The sequence below is a fragment of the Selenomonas ruminantium subsp. ruminantium ATCC 12561 genome, from assembly GCF_000424065.1.
In the GTDB taxonomy this organism is placed as follows: Bacteria; Bacillota; Negativicutes; order Selenomonadales; family Selenomonadaceae; genus Selenomonas_A; species Selenomonas_A ruminantium.
This window is the reverse complement of sequence record NZ_AUJE01000019.1, coordinates 37,308-53,778: the sequence shown is the minus strand read 5'-3', so window position 1 is coordinate 53,778 and position 16,471 is coordinate 37,308. Positions and strand designations below refer to the sequence as shown.

At 38.4% G+C, this 16,471-nt stretch carries 19 protein-coding genes; all 19 read left to right on the top strand.

The window, feature by feature from the left end:
• Window positions 1-37 precede the first annotated feature (37 nt).
• The 19 genes from G598_RS0108770 (at window position 38) to G598_RS17515 (ending at window position 16,465) form a co-directional block, all read left to right on the top strand.
• A complete protein-coding gene (locus G598_RS0108770; RefSeq protein WP_245582782.1) occupies window positions 38-1,180 on the top strand; it encodes a glycosyltransferase in 1,143 nt (380 codons plus the stop codon).
• Entirely contained in the window at window positions 1,174-2,181 is a 1,008-nt protein-coding gene (locus G598_RS0108765) for a glycosyltransferase family 9 protein (protein ID WP_026766648.1), read from the top strand. Before G598_RS0108770 ends, G598_RS0108765 begins: the two co-directional genes overlap by 7 nt.
• A gap of 18 nt (window positions 2,182-2,199) precedes the next feature.
• Window positions 2,200-2,472, top strand: a complete 273-nt coding sequence (locus tag G598_RS20435; RefSeq protein ID WP_080656995.1) for an AAA family ATPase — start codon at window positions 2,200-2,202, stop codon at window positions 2,470-2,472.
• Window positions 2,411-2,698 carry a hypothetical protein gene (locus G598_RS19950; protein WP_211221540.1) on the top strand — a complete coding sequence of 96 codons (288 nt, stop codon included), beginning with the start codon at window positions 2,411-2,413 and terminating at the stop codon, window positions 2,696-2,698. The genes G598_RS20435 and G598_RS19950 overlap by 62 nt, the downstream gene beginning before the upstream one ends.
• A 72-nt stretch (window positions 2,699-2,770) precedes the next feature.
• Entirely contained in the window at window positions 2,771-3,076 is a 306-nt protein-coding gene (locus G598_RS19330) for a hypothetical protein (RefSeq protein WP_211221538.1), read from the top strand.
• A gap of 2 nt (window positions 3,077-3,078) precedes the next feature.
• On the top strand, window positions 3,079-3,483 hold the full coding sequence (locus G598_RS19325; protein ID WP_026766645.1) for an AAA family ATPase: 405 nt from the start codon (window positions 3,079-3,081) through the stop codon (window positions 3,481-3,483).
• A 158-nt stretch (window positions 3,484-3,641) separates the two neighbouring features.
• Window positions 3,642-4,127 carry a hypothetical protein gene (locus G598_RS19740; RefSeq protein WP_157833307.1) on the top strand — a complete coding sequence of 162 codons (486 nt, stop codon included), beginning with the start codon at window positions 3,642-3,644 and terminating at the stop codon, window positions 4,125-4,127.
• A 58-nt stretch (window positions 4,128-4,185) separates the two neighbouring features.
• Complete coding sequence (locus G598_RS0108740; RefSeq protein WP_026766644.1) at window positions 4,186-5,055, top strand: glycosyltransferase family 2 protein; 870 nt, start codon at window positions 4,186-4,188, stop codon at window positions 5,053-5,055.
• Between the two features lie 512 nt (window positions 5,056-5,567).
• Entirely contained in the window at window positions 5,568-6,431 is an 864-nt protein-coding gene (locus tag G598_RS0108730; RefSeq protein ID WP_026766642.1) for a glycosyltransferase family 2 protein, read from the top strand.
• A gap of 23 nt (window positions 6,432-6,454) precedes the next feature.
• Window positions 6,455-7,237: a glucose-1-phosphate cytidylyltransferase gene (gene rfbF / locus G598_RS0108725; protein ID WP_026766641.1), complete on the top strand. Its 783-nt coding sequence runs from the start codon at window positions 6,455-6,457 to the stop codon at window positions 7,235-7,237.
• Window positions 7,234-8,298, top strand: coding sequence for a CDP-glucose 4,6-dehydratase (gene rfbG / locus G598_RS0108720; RefSeq protein ID WP_026766640.1), 1,065 nt, complete (start codon window positions 7,234-7,236; stop codon window positions 8,296-8,298). The genes rfbF and rfbG overlap by 4 nt, the downstream gene beginning before the upstream one ends.
• Window positions 8,298-9,626, top strand: a complete 1,329-nt coding sequence (gene rfbH / locus G598_RS0108715; RefSeq protein WP_026766639.1) for a lipopolysaccharide biosynthesis protein RfbH — start codon at window positions 8,298-8,300, stop codon at window positions 9,624-9,626. Before rfbG ends, rfbH begins: the two co-directional genes overlap by 1 nt.
• The gene (locus tag G598_RS0108710) at window positions 9,619-10,488 is read left to right on the top strand and encodes an NAD-dependent epimerase/dehydratase family protein (RefSeq protein ID WP_037363707.1); all 870 of its coding nucleotides are present in this window, start codon (window positions 9,619-9,621) and stop codon (window positions 10,486-10,488) included. Before rfbH ends, G598_RS0108710 begins: the two co-directional genes overlap by 8 nt.
• Window positions 10,485-11,513 (top strand): NAD-dependent epimerase/dehydratase family protein, encoded by a 1,029-nt coding sequence (locus G598_RS0108705; RefSeq protein ID WP_037363705.1) that lies wholly within the window; start codon window positions 10,485-10,487, stop codon window positions 11,511-11,513. Before G598_RS0108710 ends, G598_RS0108705 begins: the two co-directional genes overlap by 4 nt.
• Window positions 11,510-12,502, top strand: a complete 993-nt coding sequence (locus G598_RS17525) for a glycosyltransferase family 2 protein (protein WP_157833306.1) — start codon at window positions 11,510-11,512, stop codon at window positions 12,500-12,502. The genes G598_RS0108705 and G598_RS17525 overlap by 4 nt, the downstream gene beginning before the upstream one ends.
• Before the next feature lie 118 nt (window positions 12,503-12,620).
• A complete protein-coding gene (locus G598_RS17520) occupies window positions 12,621-13,427 on the top strand; it encodes a glycosyltransferase family 2 protein (RefSeq protein WP_051180115.1) in 807 nt (268 codons plus the stop codon).
• A gap of 9 nt (window positions 13,428-13,436) precedes the next feature.
• Window positions 13,437-14,489, top strand: coding sequence for a glycosyltransferase family 9 protein (locus G598_RS0108690; RefSeq protein WP_026766636.1), 1,053 nt, complete (start codon window positions 13,437-13,439; stop codon window positions 14,487-14,489).
• Between the two features lie 41 nt (window positions 14,490-14,530).
• A complete protein-coding gene (locus G598_RS0108685; RefSeq protein ID WP_026766635.1) occupies window positions 14,531-15,514 on the top strand; it encodes a glycosyltransferase family 2 protein in 984 nt (327 codons plus the stop codon).
• 12 nt (window positions 15,515-15,526) lie between these two features.
• Window positions 15,527-16,465, top strand: a complete 939-nt coding sequence (locus G598_RS17515) for a glycosyltransferase family 10 domain-containing protein (RefSeq protein ID WP_157833305.1) — start codon at window positions 15,527-15,529, stop codon at window positions 16,463-16,465.
• Window positions 16,466-16,471 lie beyond the last annotated feature (6 nt).

Sequence of the window (16,471 nt, the reverse complement as noted above, 5' to 3'; positions counted from 1 at the left end):
AATACAGATGAAAATATTACTAGCTAATTTTACGAAAATGATAAACGATACCGGCGGCGTAGCCAAAGTGCTGACTGCTTTTGCTAATGAAATGACGAATCGCGGTCATCAAGTTGCGGTGGCATACAGTGATGATCGACAAGGCGATTTTTTTTATCCTATCAGTGATAAAGTGAAATCGTATAATTTGCGTCATTATAATGGCAAGGATGTGTTGTTTCCCCTGTCCATGAAGATAAAGCGTGAACTCTTGAAGGCTGTGGATATTCGCAAGGGGAGAAGTGTCAATGACGAATTTCATACGAAATATCTATTAGGGGCAGTGCAGGATATACTGCAGAAATTTTCTCCAGATATCATTGTCGCGTTTCATCCTACAGCCAGTAAAATTCTTATCTGTGATATGAAAACAAAAATTCCTGTGATAACCATGTCTCATGGCAGTCCTGAGGATTATTTCCATACCTATCCTGTAGATGAATTGCCGGCTATCGAGCACAGCACAGCACATCAAGTACTGGTTCCTTCCTTTATAAAGCCTCTTATCAATCGTTATCCTCATTTACGGGTGAAAGTGATTGGCAATGTAGTGCCACAGTATGAAACTCCTGTGGATTTATCGGTATTGAAAGAGCGATATAAAATTATATTTATCGGACGCATGGTGAAAAATCATAAGCGCCCGCATTTGTTAATTGATGCGTTTATTGAACTGGCTGCAGAATTTCCTCAATGGGATGTAGAATTATGGGGAGGCGGCGGAAAAAAATCGTATATGAAAACGATGCAGGCGAAGATAGATAAAGCGAACCTGCATGACCGGATAAGATTTATGGGAACAACGCATGATGTAGAATCGGTATTGCGTACAGGTGATATATTTGTTTTCCCCAGTGCTTATGAAGGGTGGGGAATGTCACTTACCGAAGCGATGAGTATGGGACTGCCTGTTATGGGCTATAAGAATTGTGTAGCGGTTAATGAGCTGATACGGGATAATGTTACAGGCATCCTTTGTGAGGATGGGGATAAGCCTTTAGCAGATGCGCTGCGTAAGCTTATGCAAAATAAGGCGCTGCGTGTGCAGTATGGCAAGGCTGCTCGTGAATCAATGAAAGCTTATGATGCAAATAGTATTTGGAATCAGTGGGAAAACTTGTTGAGGGAGACAATATGCTGAATGGAAAATATATATTGATTGAAAACTGCCCAGGGATGGGCGACCTGATTATGTGCACGCCGGCCTTTAAGCGTTTGAAGGAACTTTATCCAGATTGCGTATTGAGCGTGGTTTCGTATGCACATAATTTGGATATTATTGCTGGTTTGCCCTATATTGACCATGTTTATGGTATTGCCAAAGGCAAGTTCCTTGGTCACTTTCGTCCTGCTTTGCATTTTCGCAAGCAGGATTATGTGATTTTTACATCCTGGCAGCCACAATTAGCCAGAATGGCGCAGCTCCTGCGCGTGCCGCATCGGGCTGGTGTATGTAAAGAAAAATATCGAGGAACAGGCTTGTTCCATCAGGAACTGCCTATGCACGATTTTCGGGATACAAAGTATCGTGCTGACTTTATTACGGAACAGATTTCACTGGCTTTAGGAGTAGATTTAAGTAATGATGGTGTCTGTGAAGTAGCTCAGCCTGATGAAGAAAGCAGGAGAAATATAGAACAGTTGTTATCTGTAAAAGGGGTAGACTTAGGAAAAAAATATATAGTTATTGCTCCTTTTGGGAAAACTGAAAAAAATATTCCGTTATCGTTGATAAAGGAAGCGGTAGAATTTTTAGAAGACAAATGTGATATTTATTTTACAGATTCCAAAATAGAAGAGTGTTTACAGATATTTAATAGGTATAGTAATATACATAATTTATGTGGTCGAACTAGCTTAAGTGAGATGATGGTGCTTTTTCAGAATGCGCAATTCGTTATAACAACTAATAGTGCTCCACTGCATATAGCGTGTGCGTTGAAGAAAGAAACAGTTTGTTTATTTACTAGAGGCAGTTATTATACATGGGCGCCTAAGAAATATTGCCGAGTAGTAACGCTAGCTAAGGAATGTGCACCTTGTGATTCGGATACGGAAAAGAAATGTTTACATCAAGAGTGCGTTAATGGTATTACATTTGATATGTTGAAACAGCATATAGAAAAAATCATGCATAACTAAAGGAGGTATGTAGAAAATGTGGCTAAAATCCCTACAATTAAAAAATTTCGTTGCTTTGAAAATGTTTTAATAAATTTTGAGCCCAATTATACAGTATTGATAGGGGTAAATGGTGCAGGTAAATCGTCAATACTGGATGCAATTTCTATAGCGTTGGGAAGTTTTTTGGCGGGGATGGATGGTATAAGGTCAAATGCAATACATACAGATGATGTCCGATATCGTATGTTTGAAGAAGGTACAATCACAATATCCTGCAAGTGTTATAGCAACAGCAGAAACCGCTCGTGATAATGCATTGACATGGCAAAGGAACTTAAATAGTGAAAACGGGCGGACAACGATTAAAGAATCAAAAATGATAATAGATTATGCGAAGAATATACAAAATAAGGTACGACGCGGAGAACGCGATGTGATTTTGCCATTGCTTGCCTATTATGGAACAGGTAGATTATGGGCAAGAAAACAAAATAGATTGATGCGGAGACAAGGAAATTCTAATGCGCTAGGTTAAAGGCTGCGTGGGTATCGGGATTGCTTAGATATCAATACGAATGAAAAAATGATGTTACAGTGGTTTTCCAAGATGACTTATGTTCGTTTACAAGATGGTCTGCAGATACCAGAGTTAGAAGCTGTAGAACAGGCTGTGGCGGATTGTTATCTAGGATTAGATAATAGAGCTCAAACAGTACAGTTTCGTTTTAGTGTGAAAAAAGACGAGTTGGAATTAAAAATACATTATTATGATGGTTATATAAAATATCTGCCTGTAAGATTGTTGAGTGATGGTATAAAAACGGTTATCAATATGGTGGCTGATATAGCTTATAGAATGGCGATATTAAATCCACATTTATTAGGAGATGTCGTAAAAAAACAGATGGCATAGTCATGATTGATGAAGTGGATATGCATTTACATCCTTCATGGCAAAAAAGAATCATTCAAGACTTAACACGTATTTTCCCAAATGTACAATTTATCGTTACGACCAATGCACCAAGTGTGTTAGTCAATGTGTATAAGGAAAATATACGATTGATAAAGAATAATACTGTTGATGTGCCGCAAAATTACTCCTATGGAAGAAATATAACAGCAGTGATTCATGAACTTATGGAAACTGAAATTCGTCCACAAGATATATTGAATAAACTAAAAGAATTTAATAATGTGTTGGATGAAGGAAATGTCTCCAAGGCTAAGGAGATTGTAACAGAAATAGAAAAACAACTGGGAAGTAATGACCAAGATGTAGTTGATGCCAAAATCGCTATTGCCTTAGAGTCGGTGTAGGTGCAGATATGATTTTGATAAAAAAGCAACACCAGCCAGAAAAATTCATGGAATATGTAAATTCCGATAAAGCACACTTTGACGATATGCCAACCGATATAAAGAGCTTGTTGAGAAAAGCATTGCTTCAAGAGTAAGGATTTTTATGTGCTTATTGCATGACGAAAATTTCAGATTTGCAAAATGTAAAGATAGAGCATTACGTTCCACGAAATACCGAAAATGAATTAGATTATAACAATTTGTTAGCTGTATGTAAGGGCGGGGAAGGACGGCCTTATAGTAGACAAACTTGTGATTCTCATAAGAAAGATACATTAATAAAAGTAAATCCTCAGAGTGCAAGTGATATTGAAACGATATCATATACTAGAAATGGACATATAAAATCGTCAATACCAGCCTATCAAAGAGATTTAGATGAAACACTTAATTTAAATGATGAAAGAGAATATTTAATAGATAATAGACGTGAGGCATTAAAAAGCTTTCAGCGGCAGCTTTATCATAAATTAGGCAAAACGAATGCAAGCAGGGAACTTCTTATTAAATGCTTGAGGCAATGTAGCTCATTGGATAAAAATGGTGAATATATACCTTATGTAGGGATTATAATTTATTACTTGCAAAGAAGGATAGGTTGAGACGGCACTTTTTGATGTATAATTTTATGATTTAATAAAAAGAAGGAGATAAGAAAAGATGAAAATAACAGTAATAACTGCTACATATAATTCAGCATCTACGTTGGAACAAACAATATCGAGCGTAGTTAACCAATCGTATACTGATATAGAATATATCCTTGTGGATGGTGCATCTACTGATAATACGATAGATATAATAAAAAAATACAAAGCATTGTATAATGATACAATTCGTTATATAAGTGAACCAGATAATGGAATTTATGATGCTTTCAACAAAGGGATATCTATGGCGACAGGAGACTATATATACTTTTTAGGTTCAGATGATAGTCTATATGATTATACCGTAATTTCCCGTGTGGTGGATATTTTATCGCATGAAGATATAGATCTGTTATGTGCAGGAGTATGGTGCGTTGATGAAAACAAAAAAACAGAAGGATATTTCGGACCTATGGGCGCTGCGGCTGATAATTTTGATGGAAGAAATTTAATTCATCATCAAGGAGAGTTCGCAAAACGTGATATAATCGCAACTCGTTTATTTGATACTTCGTTTAAGGTGGCAGCAGACTATAATTTTTTCCTCAGTTGTTATTATGATGAAAATATAAAGGTACGATTCAAGGATATTCCAATTGCTTTCTTTAGTACACAGGGGGCTAGCAATGATGAAGAGTTGCGCTGGCAAGAGCAAAATCGTGTTTGGGAGAGGTATGGATTGAATGAGGTCATTCTTCGAGAGAATAAAAAAAGAAATAAATTTCACAATCGATTTAAGCGGTTTCTGAGAAGGCACGGTCTTTACGATATTTTTAATTTTCATTTGCATCATGGAAAGAGAGAAGTTGATAGAAAACATACTTGTAGCAATAAAGTATGCCGATGGTGCGGAAGAAATGAAGGAGTGATGTCTATATGAAACCTGTATTAAGTATTTGTATTCCAACATATAACCTCAAAATAGGCTGTTATAATTACTGAAAATAATAAAAATTAAACTGTGGTAATATCTGTATATTAGTGATTAATAATATTTATAAGATAATGCGATGGAGAAATGAAAAGCTTTCTAGAAAGGTGGTGTTCGAATAAGCGAGTAATCACAATTTAAGTAGAAATCGATGATTGATATTGTTGGTAGGCCGATTCTTTGGTACATCATGAAGGAATATCTGCACTATGGATTTGACGATTTTATCATTTGTGCCAGTTACAATTGGGAATACATTGCCGTATGCTTGAATGGTGTGGGAATTTTTCAGTTGCAAATGTATTTGAGTATTGCTTTTCTACTAACCGTTTTTTCGTTGGTTTAGTGCCTGAGGTCTATACTTGATGTGTCTGATATGCTTTTTTCTATGGTGATTTGCATGTTAGTAGGAATTGTTCTGTTGGGCTGGCAGATATGACGAAATTTTGCAGGGAGGAAATATGAAGAAACTGACAATTTTTGTGCCTACTTATAAAAGAGCTCGAGGATTGGATAAGTTATTATTCAGTATATTTGAGAATAATAGTGAAGAGGCTAGTAACGTTGAGGTTGTGATATCTTCCAATTCGCCAGAAGATGTGGAAAGTAGAATTGTGGTAGAGCGATGGAGAAATAAGTATGATAATATACATTGCTTCTATAATGAAAGCGACATTGGTATAGATAGAAATCATGATTTAGTTTATCAATATTGCACAACACCATATGCTTTGTTATTAGCAGATGATGATTATTTACAAGCAGATAGTTTAGGTACAATAATTAATGGATGTGTAGATGATTTCGACTTTGGAATAATTAATGCTTTCCCTGCTCCTTCACGAGAGGATATTCAAACAATTATTAGGTACAAAATAAAAAAATATATAAGGAAAATAAAACCGGTATATTTTATTGATGAAGGAATTATAAATGCTGACGAGTGTTTCAAATTATTTTCTGATGAAAGTAAAACTATAGGAATATTGCCATTGTTGCTATATTACAGTGGTATATTAGTAAATATGACAAGAGTGAAGAATTCAATTTCTTTTTCATCAAGAAATGATTTTTGTGGAACAATGCATCAATATATAGGTACTTTATGGAATGAAATTTTTGAAAATGATGGTCATGTAAAATTATTTGCAAAGCCAATGATTTATATTTCATTTGCAGAGCATAAGACTTGGACAAATACGATGCATGAACTTATTACAAGAGGATTGCCACAATTTTATTATGCGCTATCATTACCGGAAAATATTCGATATGATTTGTTATTAAATATGGAGAAGAGAACTAGTAAGTGGAAGGAAAATTAAGTTCTAAGGGGAATTCGATAAATATGAAAGTAGTGTTGTTAGCCGGCGGGTTTGGTACAAGAATAAGCGAGGAATCACAGTTTAAGCCGAAACCAATGATTGATATTGGTGGCAAGCCAATTCTTTGGCATATTATGAAGGAATATCTGCACTATGGTTTTGATGATTTTATTATCTGTGCAGGATATAAACAGGAATATATCAAAAATTATTTTGCGCATTACTTCCTGCAGGCCAGCAATATATCGTTTGATTTTCGTGTGGATGGCAAGAGGGAGCATCGGGGGATTATTTCTACGGATTTTGAGCCGTGGAAAGTGACAGTAGTGGATACAGGACTGGATTCTTTGACTGGATGGCGTATTAAGCAAATTCAGGATTATATTGGTGATGAAACTTTCCTGATGACCTATGGTGATGGTGTCTGTGATGTGGATTTGAAAGCTTTGGTAGAGTTCCACAAATCCCATGGCAAGGCCTGCACATTGACGGCGGTGAAACCGGAAGGACGTTTTGGCATCTTGGATTTGAATGGGAATAATGTCCGGTCATTTCGGGAAAAGAGCCGGGACGATGTGGGCTATATCAATGGCGGGTATATGGTACTAGAGCCAAAGATTTTCGATTATATTAAGTCTAACGTGATGTTTGAGCGTGACCCCATGGAGCACCTCGCTGATGATGGTGAAATCATGGCTTATAAACACAAAGGTTTCTGGCAGTGTATGGACACTCTGCGGGATAAGCAAAAGTTGGAAGAAATGTGGCTGGCAGGCAAGGCGCCTTGGAAAGTGTGGGATAAATGAAATTAAATCCAAATTTTTATCAAGGGAAAAAGGTACTGGTTACCGGACATACAGGTTTCAAGGGAATGTGGCTGTGCAAGATGCTGACCATGTTTGGTGCGCAGGTTACTGGTTATGCACTGGAGTCCCCTACAGCAGAAGGCGGAAAAGTATTTGTCGAATCCGGAGTGGAAGCAGGTATTCACTCCAGAATCGGCGATATCCGTGATCAGGAAAAATTGTTGCAGGTATTTCGGGATGTTCAGCCGGAAATTGTGTTGCATTTAGCCGCACAGCCGCTGGTTATTGAAAGCTATAAAGAGCCAGTATTGACTTACGAAACCAATGTAATGGGAACAGTTAATATCTTGGAGTGTGTGCGTCAGACGCAAAGTGTTAAATCTTTCCTTAATGTTACGACAGATAAAGTCTATGAGAATAAGGAATGGTCTTGGGGCTACCGGGAAAATGAACCTTTGGATGGCTACGATCCGTATTCCAATAGCAAGAGTTGTTCAGAGCTCGTAACCCATAGTTACAAGAAGAGTTTCTTTGCTAATGGACGCTGTGCAATTTCTACGGCTAGAGCAGGTAATGTGATTGGTGGCGGTGATTTTTCCGTGAACCGCATTGTGCCGGATTGCATACGGGCAGCTTTTGCCGGACAGGATATTGAAGTGCGTAATCCTTATTCCACTCGTCCATACCAACATGTACTGGAACCGCTTTATGCGTATCTGTTAATTACACAGGCACAGTATGAAGATAGCAAGTATGCAGATTGGTATAATGTAGGCCCGGATGAGTGTGACTGCGTAACTACTGGTAAACTGGTGGATATCTTCTGCCACCAGTGGGGGGATGATATCAGCTGGAAAAACGTCAGCGTGGAAGGCCCGCATGAGGCCAATTTCCTCAAGCTGGATTGTTCCAATATAAAGAGCCGCCTGCAGTGGCAGCCGCGCTGGCACATCGAAGATGCCTTGCGGGAAACGGTTGTGTGGGCAAAAGCATATCAGAAAGGCGAGAATATCGCTAAAGTGATGGAAGAGCAAATTCGTGAGTTTTTAAGGAGAGCGTAATGAATAAACAGGAAATGCATAACAAGATTTTAGAGATGGTGCGGGAGTATTGTGATACCTACCACAATCAGGACGAAACGTACAAGGAAGGTGACCGCATTCCGTATGCATCTCGTGTTTATGACCATGAGGAAATGGAACTGTTGGTGGATAGTGCTTTGGAGTTTTGGCTGACTTCCGGACGCTATGTGAAGGAATTTGAAAAAGGGTTGGCGGAATATCTAGGTACGAAGTTTGTGTCCGTGGTTAACTCTGGTTCTTCGGCAAACCTCCTGGCCTTTATGACGCTGACCTCTCCGCTACTGAAAGATCGTCGTATTCGCCGTGGGGATGAAGTAATCACGGTAGCCGCAGGTTTTCCAACCACGGTTTCACCGATTATCAACTATGGTGCAGTACCGGTGTTTGTGGATGTGACGATTCCCCAGTACAACATTGATGTGACGAAATTGGAGGCAGCACTTTCTGAAAAGACCAAGGCAGTTATGATTGCGCACACTCTTGGCAATCCTTTTGACCTAAAAGCCGTTAAGGACTTCTGCGATAAGCACAATCTGTGGCTGGTTGAAGATAACTGCGATGCTTTAGGTTCCATCTATACCATTGATGGCGAGGAAAAATTCACGGGCAGTATCGGCGATATCGGTACGTCTAGTTTCTATCCGCCACATCACATGACAATGGGGCAGGGCGGTGCTGTTTATACGAAAAATCCGTTGCTCCACAAAATTATCCGTTCTATGCGCGACTGGGGACGCGATTGCGTTTGCGCATCCGGACAGGATAACTTCTGCGGTCATCGCTTTGACGGCCAGTACGGTGAACTGCCGAAGGGGTATGACCATAAATATGTTTACAGCCATTTCGGCCTGAACCTCAACATTACGGATATGCAGGCTGCTGTAGGTGTAGCTCAGCTGAAGAAGTTCCCTAAATTTGTGGAGCGCCGCCGTTACAACTTTGACCGCCTGTATAAAGGCCTGCAGGAAGTCAGCGATAGACTCATCCTGCCGGAACCGGTAGCAAACAGCAAGCCAAGCTGGTTCGGATTTATGATGACTTGCAATGGTGTAGACCGCAAAAAGGTTGTACCCTACATCGAAAGCAAAGGTGTACAGACGAGAATGCTCTTTGCCGGCAACCTCATCAAGCATCCCTGTTTTGACGAAATGCGGGCCAGCGGCGAAGGCTACCGTGTGGTAGGCAGTCTTGAAAACACTGACCGTATTATGAATGATACATTCTGGGTTGGCGTATATCCGGGGATGAGCGATGAAAAGCTGGATTATATGATTAAGGTCATTAAAGAAGCGGTGCATAATGGCTAAGAAGCGGATTTTAATCAGCGGGGCTACGGGATTTTTGGGCAGTTACTTGGTTCATGCATTTATTGCTCGTGGTGATGAAGTAACCATATTAAAGCGTAGCACATCAAATATTAACCGCATTGCAGATATATTGGATATGGTACATTGTGTTGATATTGATGTGCAGTCGATAGAAACTGCTTTTGCTGATTGTACAGCCTATGATGTTGTCATCAATACAGTAGGAATCTATGGGCGTAAGGGAGAATCTGCAGCTGATATATTGGCGAGTAATTTATGTTTTGCTGTGGAGCTTTTACAACTATGTTCCCGCTATAAGGCAAAGAAATTTATTAATACTAATACCAGTGCTGATTCTATGTTGAATGCTTACGCTTTGGCTAAGCGTCAGTTTTCAGATTGGGGGCGCTTATACGCCCGCCAATCTGAAATAGCTGTTTATGATATCTTATTGGAACATATGTATGGCCCTGGTGATGATACGAAAAAATTTATCGAATTTGTTATAGAAAAGTGTCGGAGCAATATAGATTCTTTGCCCCTGACTAAGGGGGAACAAAAAAGGGACTTTGTTTACATCGATGAAGTAGTAAGTGCCTATTTGTTACTGGCTGATGCAGAAATGACGGGCTATCAGCAGATTGGTCTGGGCAGTGGTACGAATATAAGCATTCGGGAAGTAGTAGAGATTATCCATCGACTGACTAAATCCAAAACAAAATTAGCGTTTGGAGCACTGCCGTACAGAGGTCGCGAGGTTATGGAGTCAAAACCTGATTTGACCATATTAAATCTGCTGGGGTGGAAGACGCAGATGGATATGGAAACAGGTATTAAAAAGATATTGGGGGCAGAAAAATGAAATTGAAGAAACTATTGATAAATGGTGGATGTGGATTTTTAGGCAGTAATTTAGCACAACATGCTTTGCAGTCGGGAATAGAATTGGTCGTGTTTGATAATCTGAGCCGTTTGGGCGCTGCAGATAATCTCAAATGGCTGCAGGCGCAGGGAGATTTCAATTTTATCAATGGTGATGTACGTAATGCTAATGATGTAGAAACGCTGATTCGCAATGAAAAACCGGATGCAGTTTTTCATGTAGCTGGACAGGTGGCAATGACTACATCTATTGCCAATCCGCGTAAAGATTTTGAAATCAATGCGCTGGGTACCTTCAATGTGTTGGATAGCATCCGAAAATATTCACCGGATACCTGCATGCTGTTTTCCTCTACGAATAAGGTTTATGGCGATTTGGAACAGTATCATTATACGGAAACGGAAACTCGTTATACCTGTGATGAGTTCCCAAATGGTTATGACGAAAGTGTGCCGTTAGAATTTCATTCCCCCTATGGGTGTTCAAAAGGCACAGCAGATCAGTATATGCAGGATTTTGCCCGTATTTTCGGCCTGAAAACACTGGTCTTCCGTCATTCATCTATGTATGGTGGTCGTCAGTTTGCGACTTATGATCAGGGATGGATTGGCTGGTTTTGTCAAAAAGCCATTGAAACCAAACGTGGTGAATTGAAAGAACCGTTTACCATCTCTGGTGATGGTAAGCAGGTACGTGACGTACTTCATGCAGAAGATATGGTACGTCTGTATTTTGCTGGTGTGGAACATATGGAAGAAGCTGCTGGTAAAGTTTGTAACATTGGTGGTGGAATGGATAATAGCCTTTCGTTGTTGGAACTCTTTGCTATGTTGGAAAAGGAGTTGGATGTGAAACTCATCTATAAGAAACTTCCTTGGCGGGAAAGTGACCAAAAAGTTTTTGTGGCAGATACTACTAGGGCGCAGTCGTTACTAGATTGGAAAACTCAGGTGTCCAAGGAAGAGGGCATTCGTAAAATGCTGGCATGGGTGAAAACGTTATGAGTGACAAGCAACCGCTGGTAAGCATATTGATTCCTGTTTACAATAGGGAAGCTTTATTAAGGCCGTGTATAGAATCAGCGTTGGCACAAACCTATGAAAATACGGAAATAATTGTAGTAGACAATCAAAGTACAGATGGGACATGGGATTTATGCAAGGAATATGCGGCTAAATATCCAAAGGTTAAAGTTTATCGAAATGAGAAAAATCTTGGCCCAGTAGGGAATTGGCTAAGTTGCATGAATCATGCCAACGGTGAATTGGGAAAGATTCTGTTTTCTGATGATCTTATGTATGAGACGTATTTGGAAAAAACAGTTCCATGTTTGAAAGAGAAGGTGGGGCTTGTTTTTTCTAGCGTGGAAATCGGAACGGAACCTGGAAGAGGAATGGTCAATTATCGATATAAAGAAGAAACAAATTTATATAAAAGTGAATGCTTTATAAAAGAATTGCTCCTTGGAAATTTTGGACTGGTATCACCAGGGGCGGCATTGTTTAGATTGCGAGACATGAAAATCAATTTATGTTATGGGACGGAAATAATTCCATCCCCAAGTATTCATGATTTTGATAAGCATGGTGCAGGACCAGATTTATGGTTGTATCTATCAATAGCAGGGAAATATCCTCAAATAGCGTATTTTGATGAGCCACTATGTTTTTTTAGAGTACATGACGGTTCCATTACAATGACAGATTCTAAGACTAGATATTTAGATAAATGCTATTTTCAAACAAGAATTGCTTATTGTGAATCTTGTTTCGATAAAATTAGAGGACAAATGTTAGCAGAGTGGATGTTAAAAAATGAATGGCGAAAATATCTACGAGAATCGCACAGATGGATGGGTTTTTACGAATTTGCTTCGCAATATACGCTTGATATACACAGATATAATATTTCGTATTTTTATGTTAAAGGAAGGAGAATAAGTTATTTGTATAGGAGAATAAAAGAATATATGTTTGCTGATAAAAGAAAATAATTTCGAATGCTTACGGTTTTTAGATAAAATTTTAGATAAGTAGTTTGTAAAAAGTCGATAATTTGAGGTTGATTTGGCATATGAATTTTTGCAAGTTATAGAAAGCAAGGGGGAGAATATGATTGAACCGAAAATATCAATAATAACAGTGGTTTATAATTCGGTAAATACAATTGAGCAGACAATATTGAGTGTATTGAATCAAAGTTATAGTAATATAGAGTATGTTATTATAGATGGTGGTTCTACTGATGGGACTATAGACGTAATAAAAAAATATGAAGATAAGCTTTCGTATTGGGAGACTGATAAAGATAATGGAATGTATGATGCTTTGGTAAAAGGCTTTACGCATATTACTGGTGAGATATGTGCATATATTAACGCAGATGATTTCTATCAGCAGGGCGCTTTTGAAACTGTAAAAGAAATCTTTGCAGATAAATCAATAAAGTGGTTGACAGGGATTAGTACTCATTATAATGATCGTGGACAAATTGTTTGGGCTGCGACACCTTATTTATATAGACGGGAACTTATTCGGCGTGGGGTGTATGGGAAAAAACTTCCTTTTATTCAGCAGGAATCTACCTTTTGGAGGTCAGATTTACTAAAATATGTTGATATGAATAAATTGAGACAATATAAACTTGCTGGTGACTTTTATTTGTGGTATTGTTTTAGTAAATATGCAGATTTGAACATTGTAAGTTGTATATTAGCTGGTTTTCGTCTTAGAGTTGGACAGTTATCATCAAATTTGACCGATTATTATAAAGAGATGGACGAAATTTGTATGTGCAAACTTGGAATTATGGATAGGATAAAAATAAGGATAGATAAAAAACGTTGGGTGAGACCATATAGATTTAATGAAAATATTATAAAGTATGATAAAGAAAGCAACTCGTGGAAGATGGGGTGATGTGGAAGTTTGCTCGACAAAAATGATAATTTGTTGGAAGGAAAATTATTTATGAAATTCAATAAAATACTGGTCATTCAGTATAATATGTTAGGTGATGTAGTTTTATCTACCGGTATTGTCAGAGCATTGCGTGCACAGTTTCCCCATAGTAAGATAGCCTTTTTAGTTTCGCCAGAAACAGCAGATTTAGTGCGGCTGCCTTTTGTGGATGAAGTGATTGCATATGATAAAGGGATGCCTATGTTGCCGGTGATTCGCAAAGTTTGGCGTTATGATGTGGCGTTGTTGCTGGATTTTAAGTATAGAAGTGCGGTAATTCCCTTTTTGGCATGTATTCCTGTTAGAGCAGGCTTAGCGCATAAACGAAAATTATTTATGACGCATGCTATTCCTTTGCCCAAATACGATAATGAAATGTATATCACTGAATATATGCGTAACATTATCAAAGATTCTATAGGCTTAAATATTACACATGATGTTACCCAGCTTTGCGTGGCAGAGGCAACGCAAAACGATAAGCGGGCTGTGGATAATCTGCTGATGGATAAGTGGAACTTGGATTCGACAACTGTAAAAATAGCAATAGCACCATTCTCATCTACGCATGTAAAGGATTGGCCAGTAGATTATTATAGTCGATTTATACAGAGACTAAAGGAAAAAATGAAATGTTCTTTTGTCATTTTAGGCGGTCCGTCAGATGTGGAAAAAACCTTTTGTCCAATGGAAGATAATATGCTGGATTTGCGTGGTAAGACATCTTTGACGGAGACTGCTGAGGTATTGAGACGTGCAGATTATTTCATTGGCGGATGTAGTGCAAATGTACATATTTCTTATGCGGTAGGAACGCCTACTATGGTGTTTTATGGCCCATCTTTGCCGGTGAAATGGGCTCCGCCTAAACGTTGCGTAGCTTTGCGTCATGAGCATCCATGTATGCCTTGCGATAAAGCTTATGGTTATGCTTGTGGTGGGGATAATATCTGTATGAAATCCATAACTGTTGAAGAGGCGTTGGCTGCTTTTGAAAAACTAATGGAAAGCGATGTATAAAAATACGTTATATTTAAGATAGGTAAGGAGAATCTATAATAATGCGATTGCTGTCAGTAATTATTCCTGTTTATAATTCGATACAATATCTTTCCCAATGTATAGAATCTTTGCAAGCGCAGACATATACGAATATGGAAATCATGCTTGTGGATGATGGCTCTACTGATGGCAGTGGAGAGCTTTGTGATAAGTATGCAAAAAAAGATAAGCGTATATGGGTAATACATCAGCAGAACGGTGGGCCAGGTCTGGCTCGTAATGTTGCATTAGATATGTGTCATGGTGATTATATTACGATGGTGGATGCAGATGATTGTGTTCTGCCGGAAACTTTTGCAACAAGTATTGAAATTTTGGAAAAGCACAATCTCGATACAGTTCATTTTAATTTTTTTCAGTCTGGTGCTGGTGGCGAGGGTACTGGTGAAGTAACGCTTAGCTTGGAAGCTGAACATGACAAAAGATTAGCGGAGTATTTTATCCATGAGGTTGCGATTGTAGGATGCGGATTTGTTTTCCGCCGTGCGGTTTGGGATGGAATACGTTTTCCTGTTGGTCGTGCTTATGAAGATGTGGCGGTTGCCTATTTGTTAATCGACCGTATTTATAGATTTGGGCATATTGATAAGGCGTTTTATTATTATCGTGAAGTACCACAAAGCCGGAGTAAAACTTCTCCGAAGGATTTGCAGTCGCGTTATGATTTTATTCTTGCTAGTGCAGAGCGCTTATCATTTGCCCAAGAGAGAAATTTTTATGTGCCGGAATGCAGGTCGCTGCTTCTAAAGGCGATATTGTCCTATCTGACACTATTCTATGGAATCGGTGCAGAGTGTGATGAACAATATATGCATGCTTGTGAGTTGTTGCGTATAAATAGGGAATTGGATTATGTGCCATCGCTAATGAATGGAAAATATCGTACATTCCTATGGTGTTTTGATCGCTTTGATTTTGTGCATCGCGTCAGTGGCAGAATATCTGTTTATAGTAAAAAGATTAAGAGTTTATATCATAAATGAGGTGTATTGCACGTGTTTCTAGAAAAGATTTGGCCAAAGCTGCCCTATATAATAGGTGAAGTTCCTCGTGACCATAGTGTAACCGATGATGGGATGATTTCCTGGTATAACTGTGGTTCGATAGAATATGATTGGTTTCATCAGTTTTTCAAAGATAACATAAAAAATCCGAAGCAATATAATTTCTTTTCGGTGTTTGGCAGTAAGATGTTTTGTTTGCGTCATCGTTTTCCGCATAGTATTTTCTTTTCTGGAGAGACGGTTCATACGCATAAAATTTTGGAATACCGGGATTTATTGCTTGACCGTGTAGATTTGTCTATGTCCTTTGATAAGATAGATGCACCGAATTATCTGCGTTTTCCCAACTGGATGCCTAATATGTTTAAGCCGATAGTGGATAAGGATTATATCAAGAGGCGTATTGATGAAATTAATGCAGCACGTAATAAACGAACTTATGAGGCTGTGCTTATTGCCAGTCATGATAAGCACAAAACACGCACGACCATATACAATGGCGTTAAAGATGTTTTAGATATTAAATGTGCGGGTAGATGGAATAATAACACCACGGATCTCTGGGATAAATATAATAATGACAAGAGCGCCTATGTAAATGAATTTAAGTTCAATATCTGCCCGGAAAATCGTAATGTAGAAGACTATGTAACAGAAAAGATATTTGATGCATTTTCAGCAGGTTCGATACCAATTTATTATGGGAGTAATAATAATCCTGAACCCGGAATTATTAATCAAAATGCTGTTTTATTTTGGGATGTAAAGCATAAAGGAAATAATGGCGAGGTTAAAGAACGTATTCGAGAGTTGAATGCGAATGAAAAAATGTATACGAATTTTATCGAGCAGGAAAAACTGACTGATTATGCTGTAGATTATGTTTACGATACATTTGTAACTTTTGCGAAAAAGCTGAATGAAATTTAACTTGAG

Coding starts and splice junctions, on each gene's coding strand:
- rfbG (WP_026766640.1), top strand. CDS start 7,234: ATGAAATTAAATCCAAATTTTTATCAAGGGAAAAAGGTACTGGTTACC.
- G598_RS0108730 (WP_026766642.1), top strand. CDS start 5,568: ATGAAGAAACTGACAATTTTTGTGCCTACTTATAAAAGAGCTCGAGGA.
- G598_RS0108770 (WP_245582782.1), top strand. CDS start 38: ATGATAAACGATACCGGCGGCGTAGCCAAAGTGCTGACTGCTTTTGCT.
- G598_RS19330 (WP_211221538.1), top strand. CDS start 2,771: ATGACTTATGTTCGTTTACAAGATGGTCTGCAGATACCAGAGTTAGAA.
- G598_RS17520 (WP_051180115.1), top strand. CDS start 12,621: ATGATTGAACCGAAAATATCAATAATAACAGTGGTTTATAATTCGGTA.
- G598_RS0108710 (WP_037363707.1), top strand. CDS start 9,619: ATGGCTAAGAAGCGGATTTTAATCAGCGGGGCTACGGGATTTTTGGGC.
- G598_RS19740 (WP_157833307.1), top strand. CDS start 3,642: ATGACGAAAATTTCAGATTTGCAAAATGTAAAGATAGAGCATTACGTT.
- G598_RS17525 (WP_157833306.1), top strand. CDS start 11,510: ATGAGTGACAAGCAACCGCTGGTAAGCATATTGATTCCTGTTTACAAT.
- G598_RS0108685 (WP_026766635.1), top strand. CDS start 14,531: ATGCGATTGCTGTCAGTAATTATTCCTGTTTATAATTCGATACAATAT.
- G598_RS0108705 (WP_037363705.1), top strand. CDS start 10,485: ATGAAATTGAAGAAACTATTGATAAATGGTGGATGTGGATTTTTAGGC.
- G598_RS0108765 (WP_026766648.1), top strand. CDS start 1,174: ATGCTGAATGGAAAATATATATTGATTGAAAACTGCCCAGGGATGGGC.
- rfbF (WP_026766641.1), top strand. CDS start 6,455: ATGAAAGTAGTGTTGTTAGCCGGCGGGTTTGGTACAAGAATAAGCGAG.
- G598_RS0108740 (WP_026766644.1), top strand. CDS start 4,186: ATGAAAATAACAGTAATAACTGCTACATATAATTCAGCATCTACGTTG.
- G598_RS19325 (WP_026766645.1), top strand. CDS start 3,079: ATGATTGATGAAGTGGATATGCATTTACATCCTTCATGGCAAAAAAGA.
- rfbH (WP_026766639.1), top strand. CDS start 8,298: ATGAATAAACAGGAAATGCATAACAAGATTTTAGAGATGGTGCGGGAG.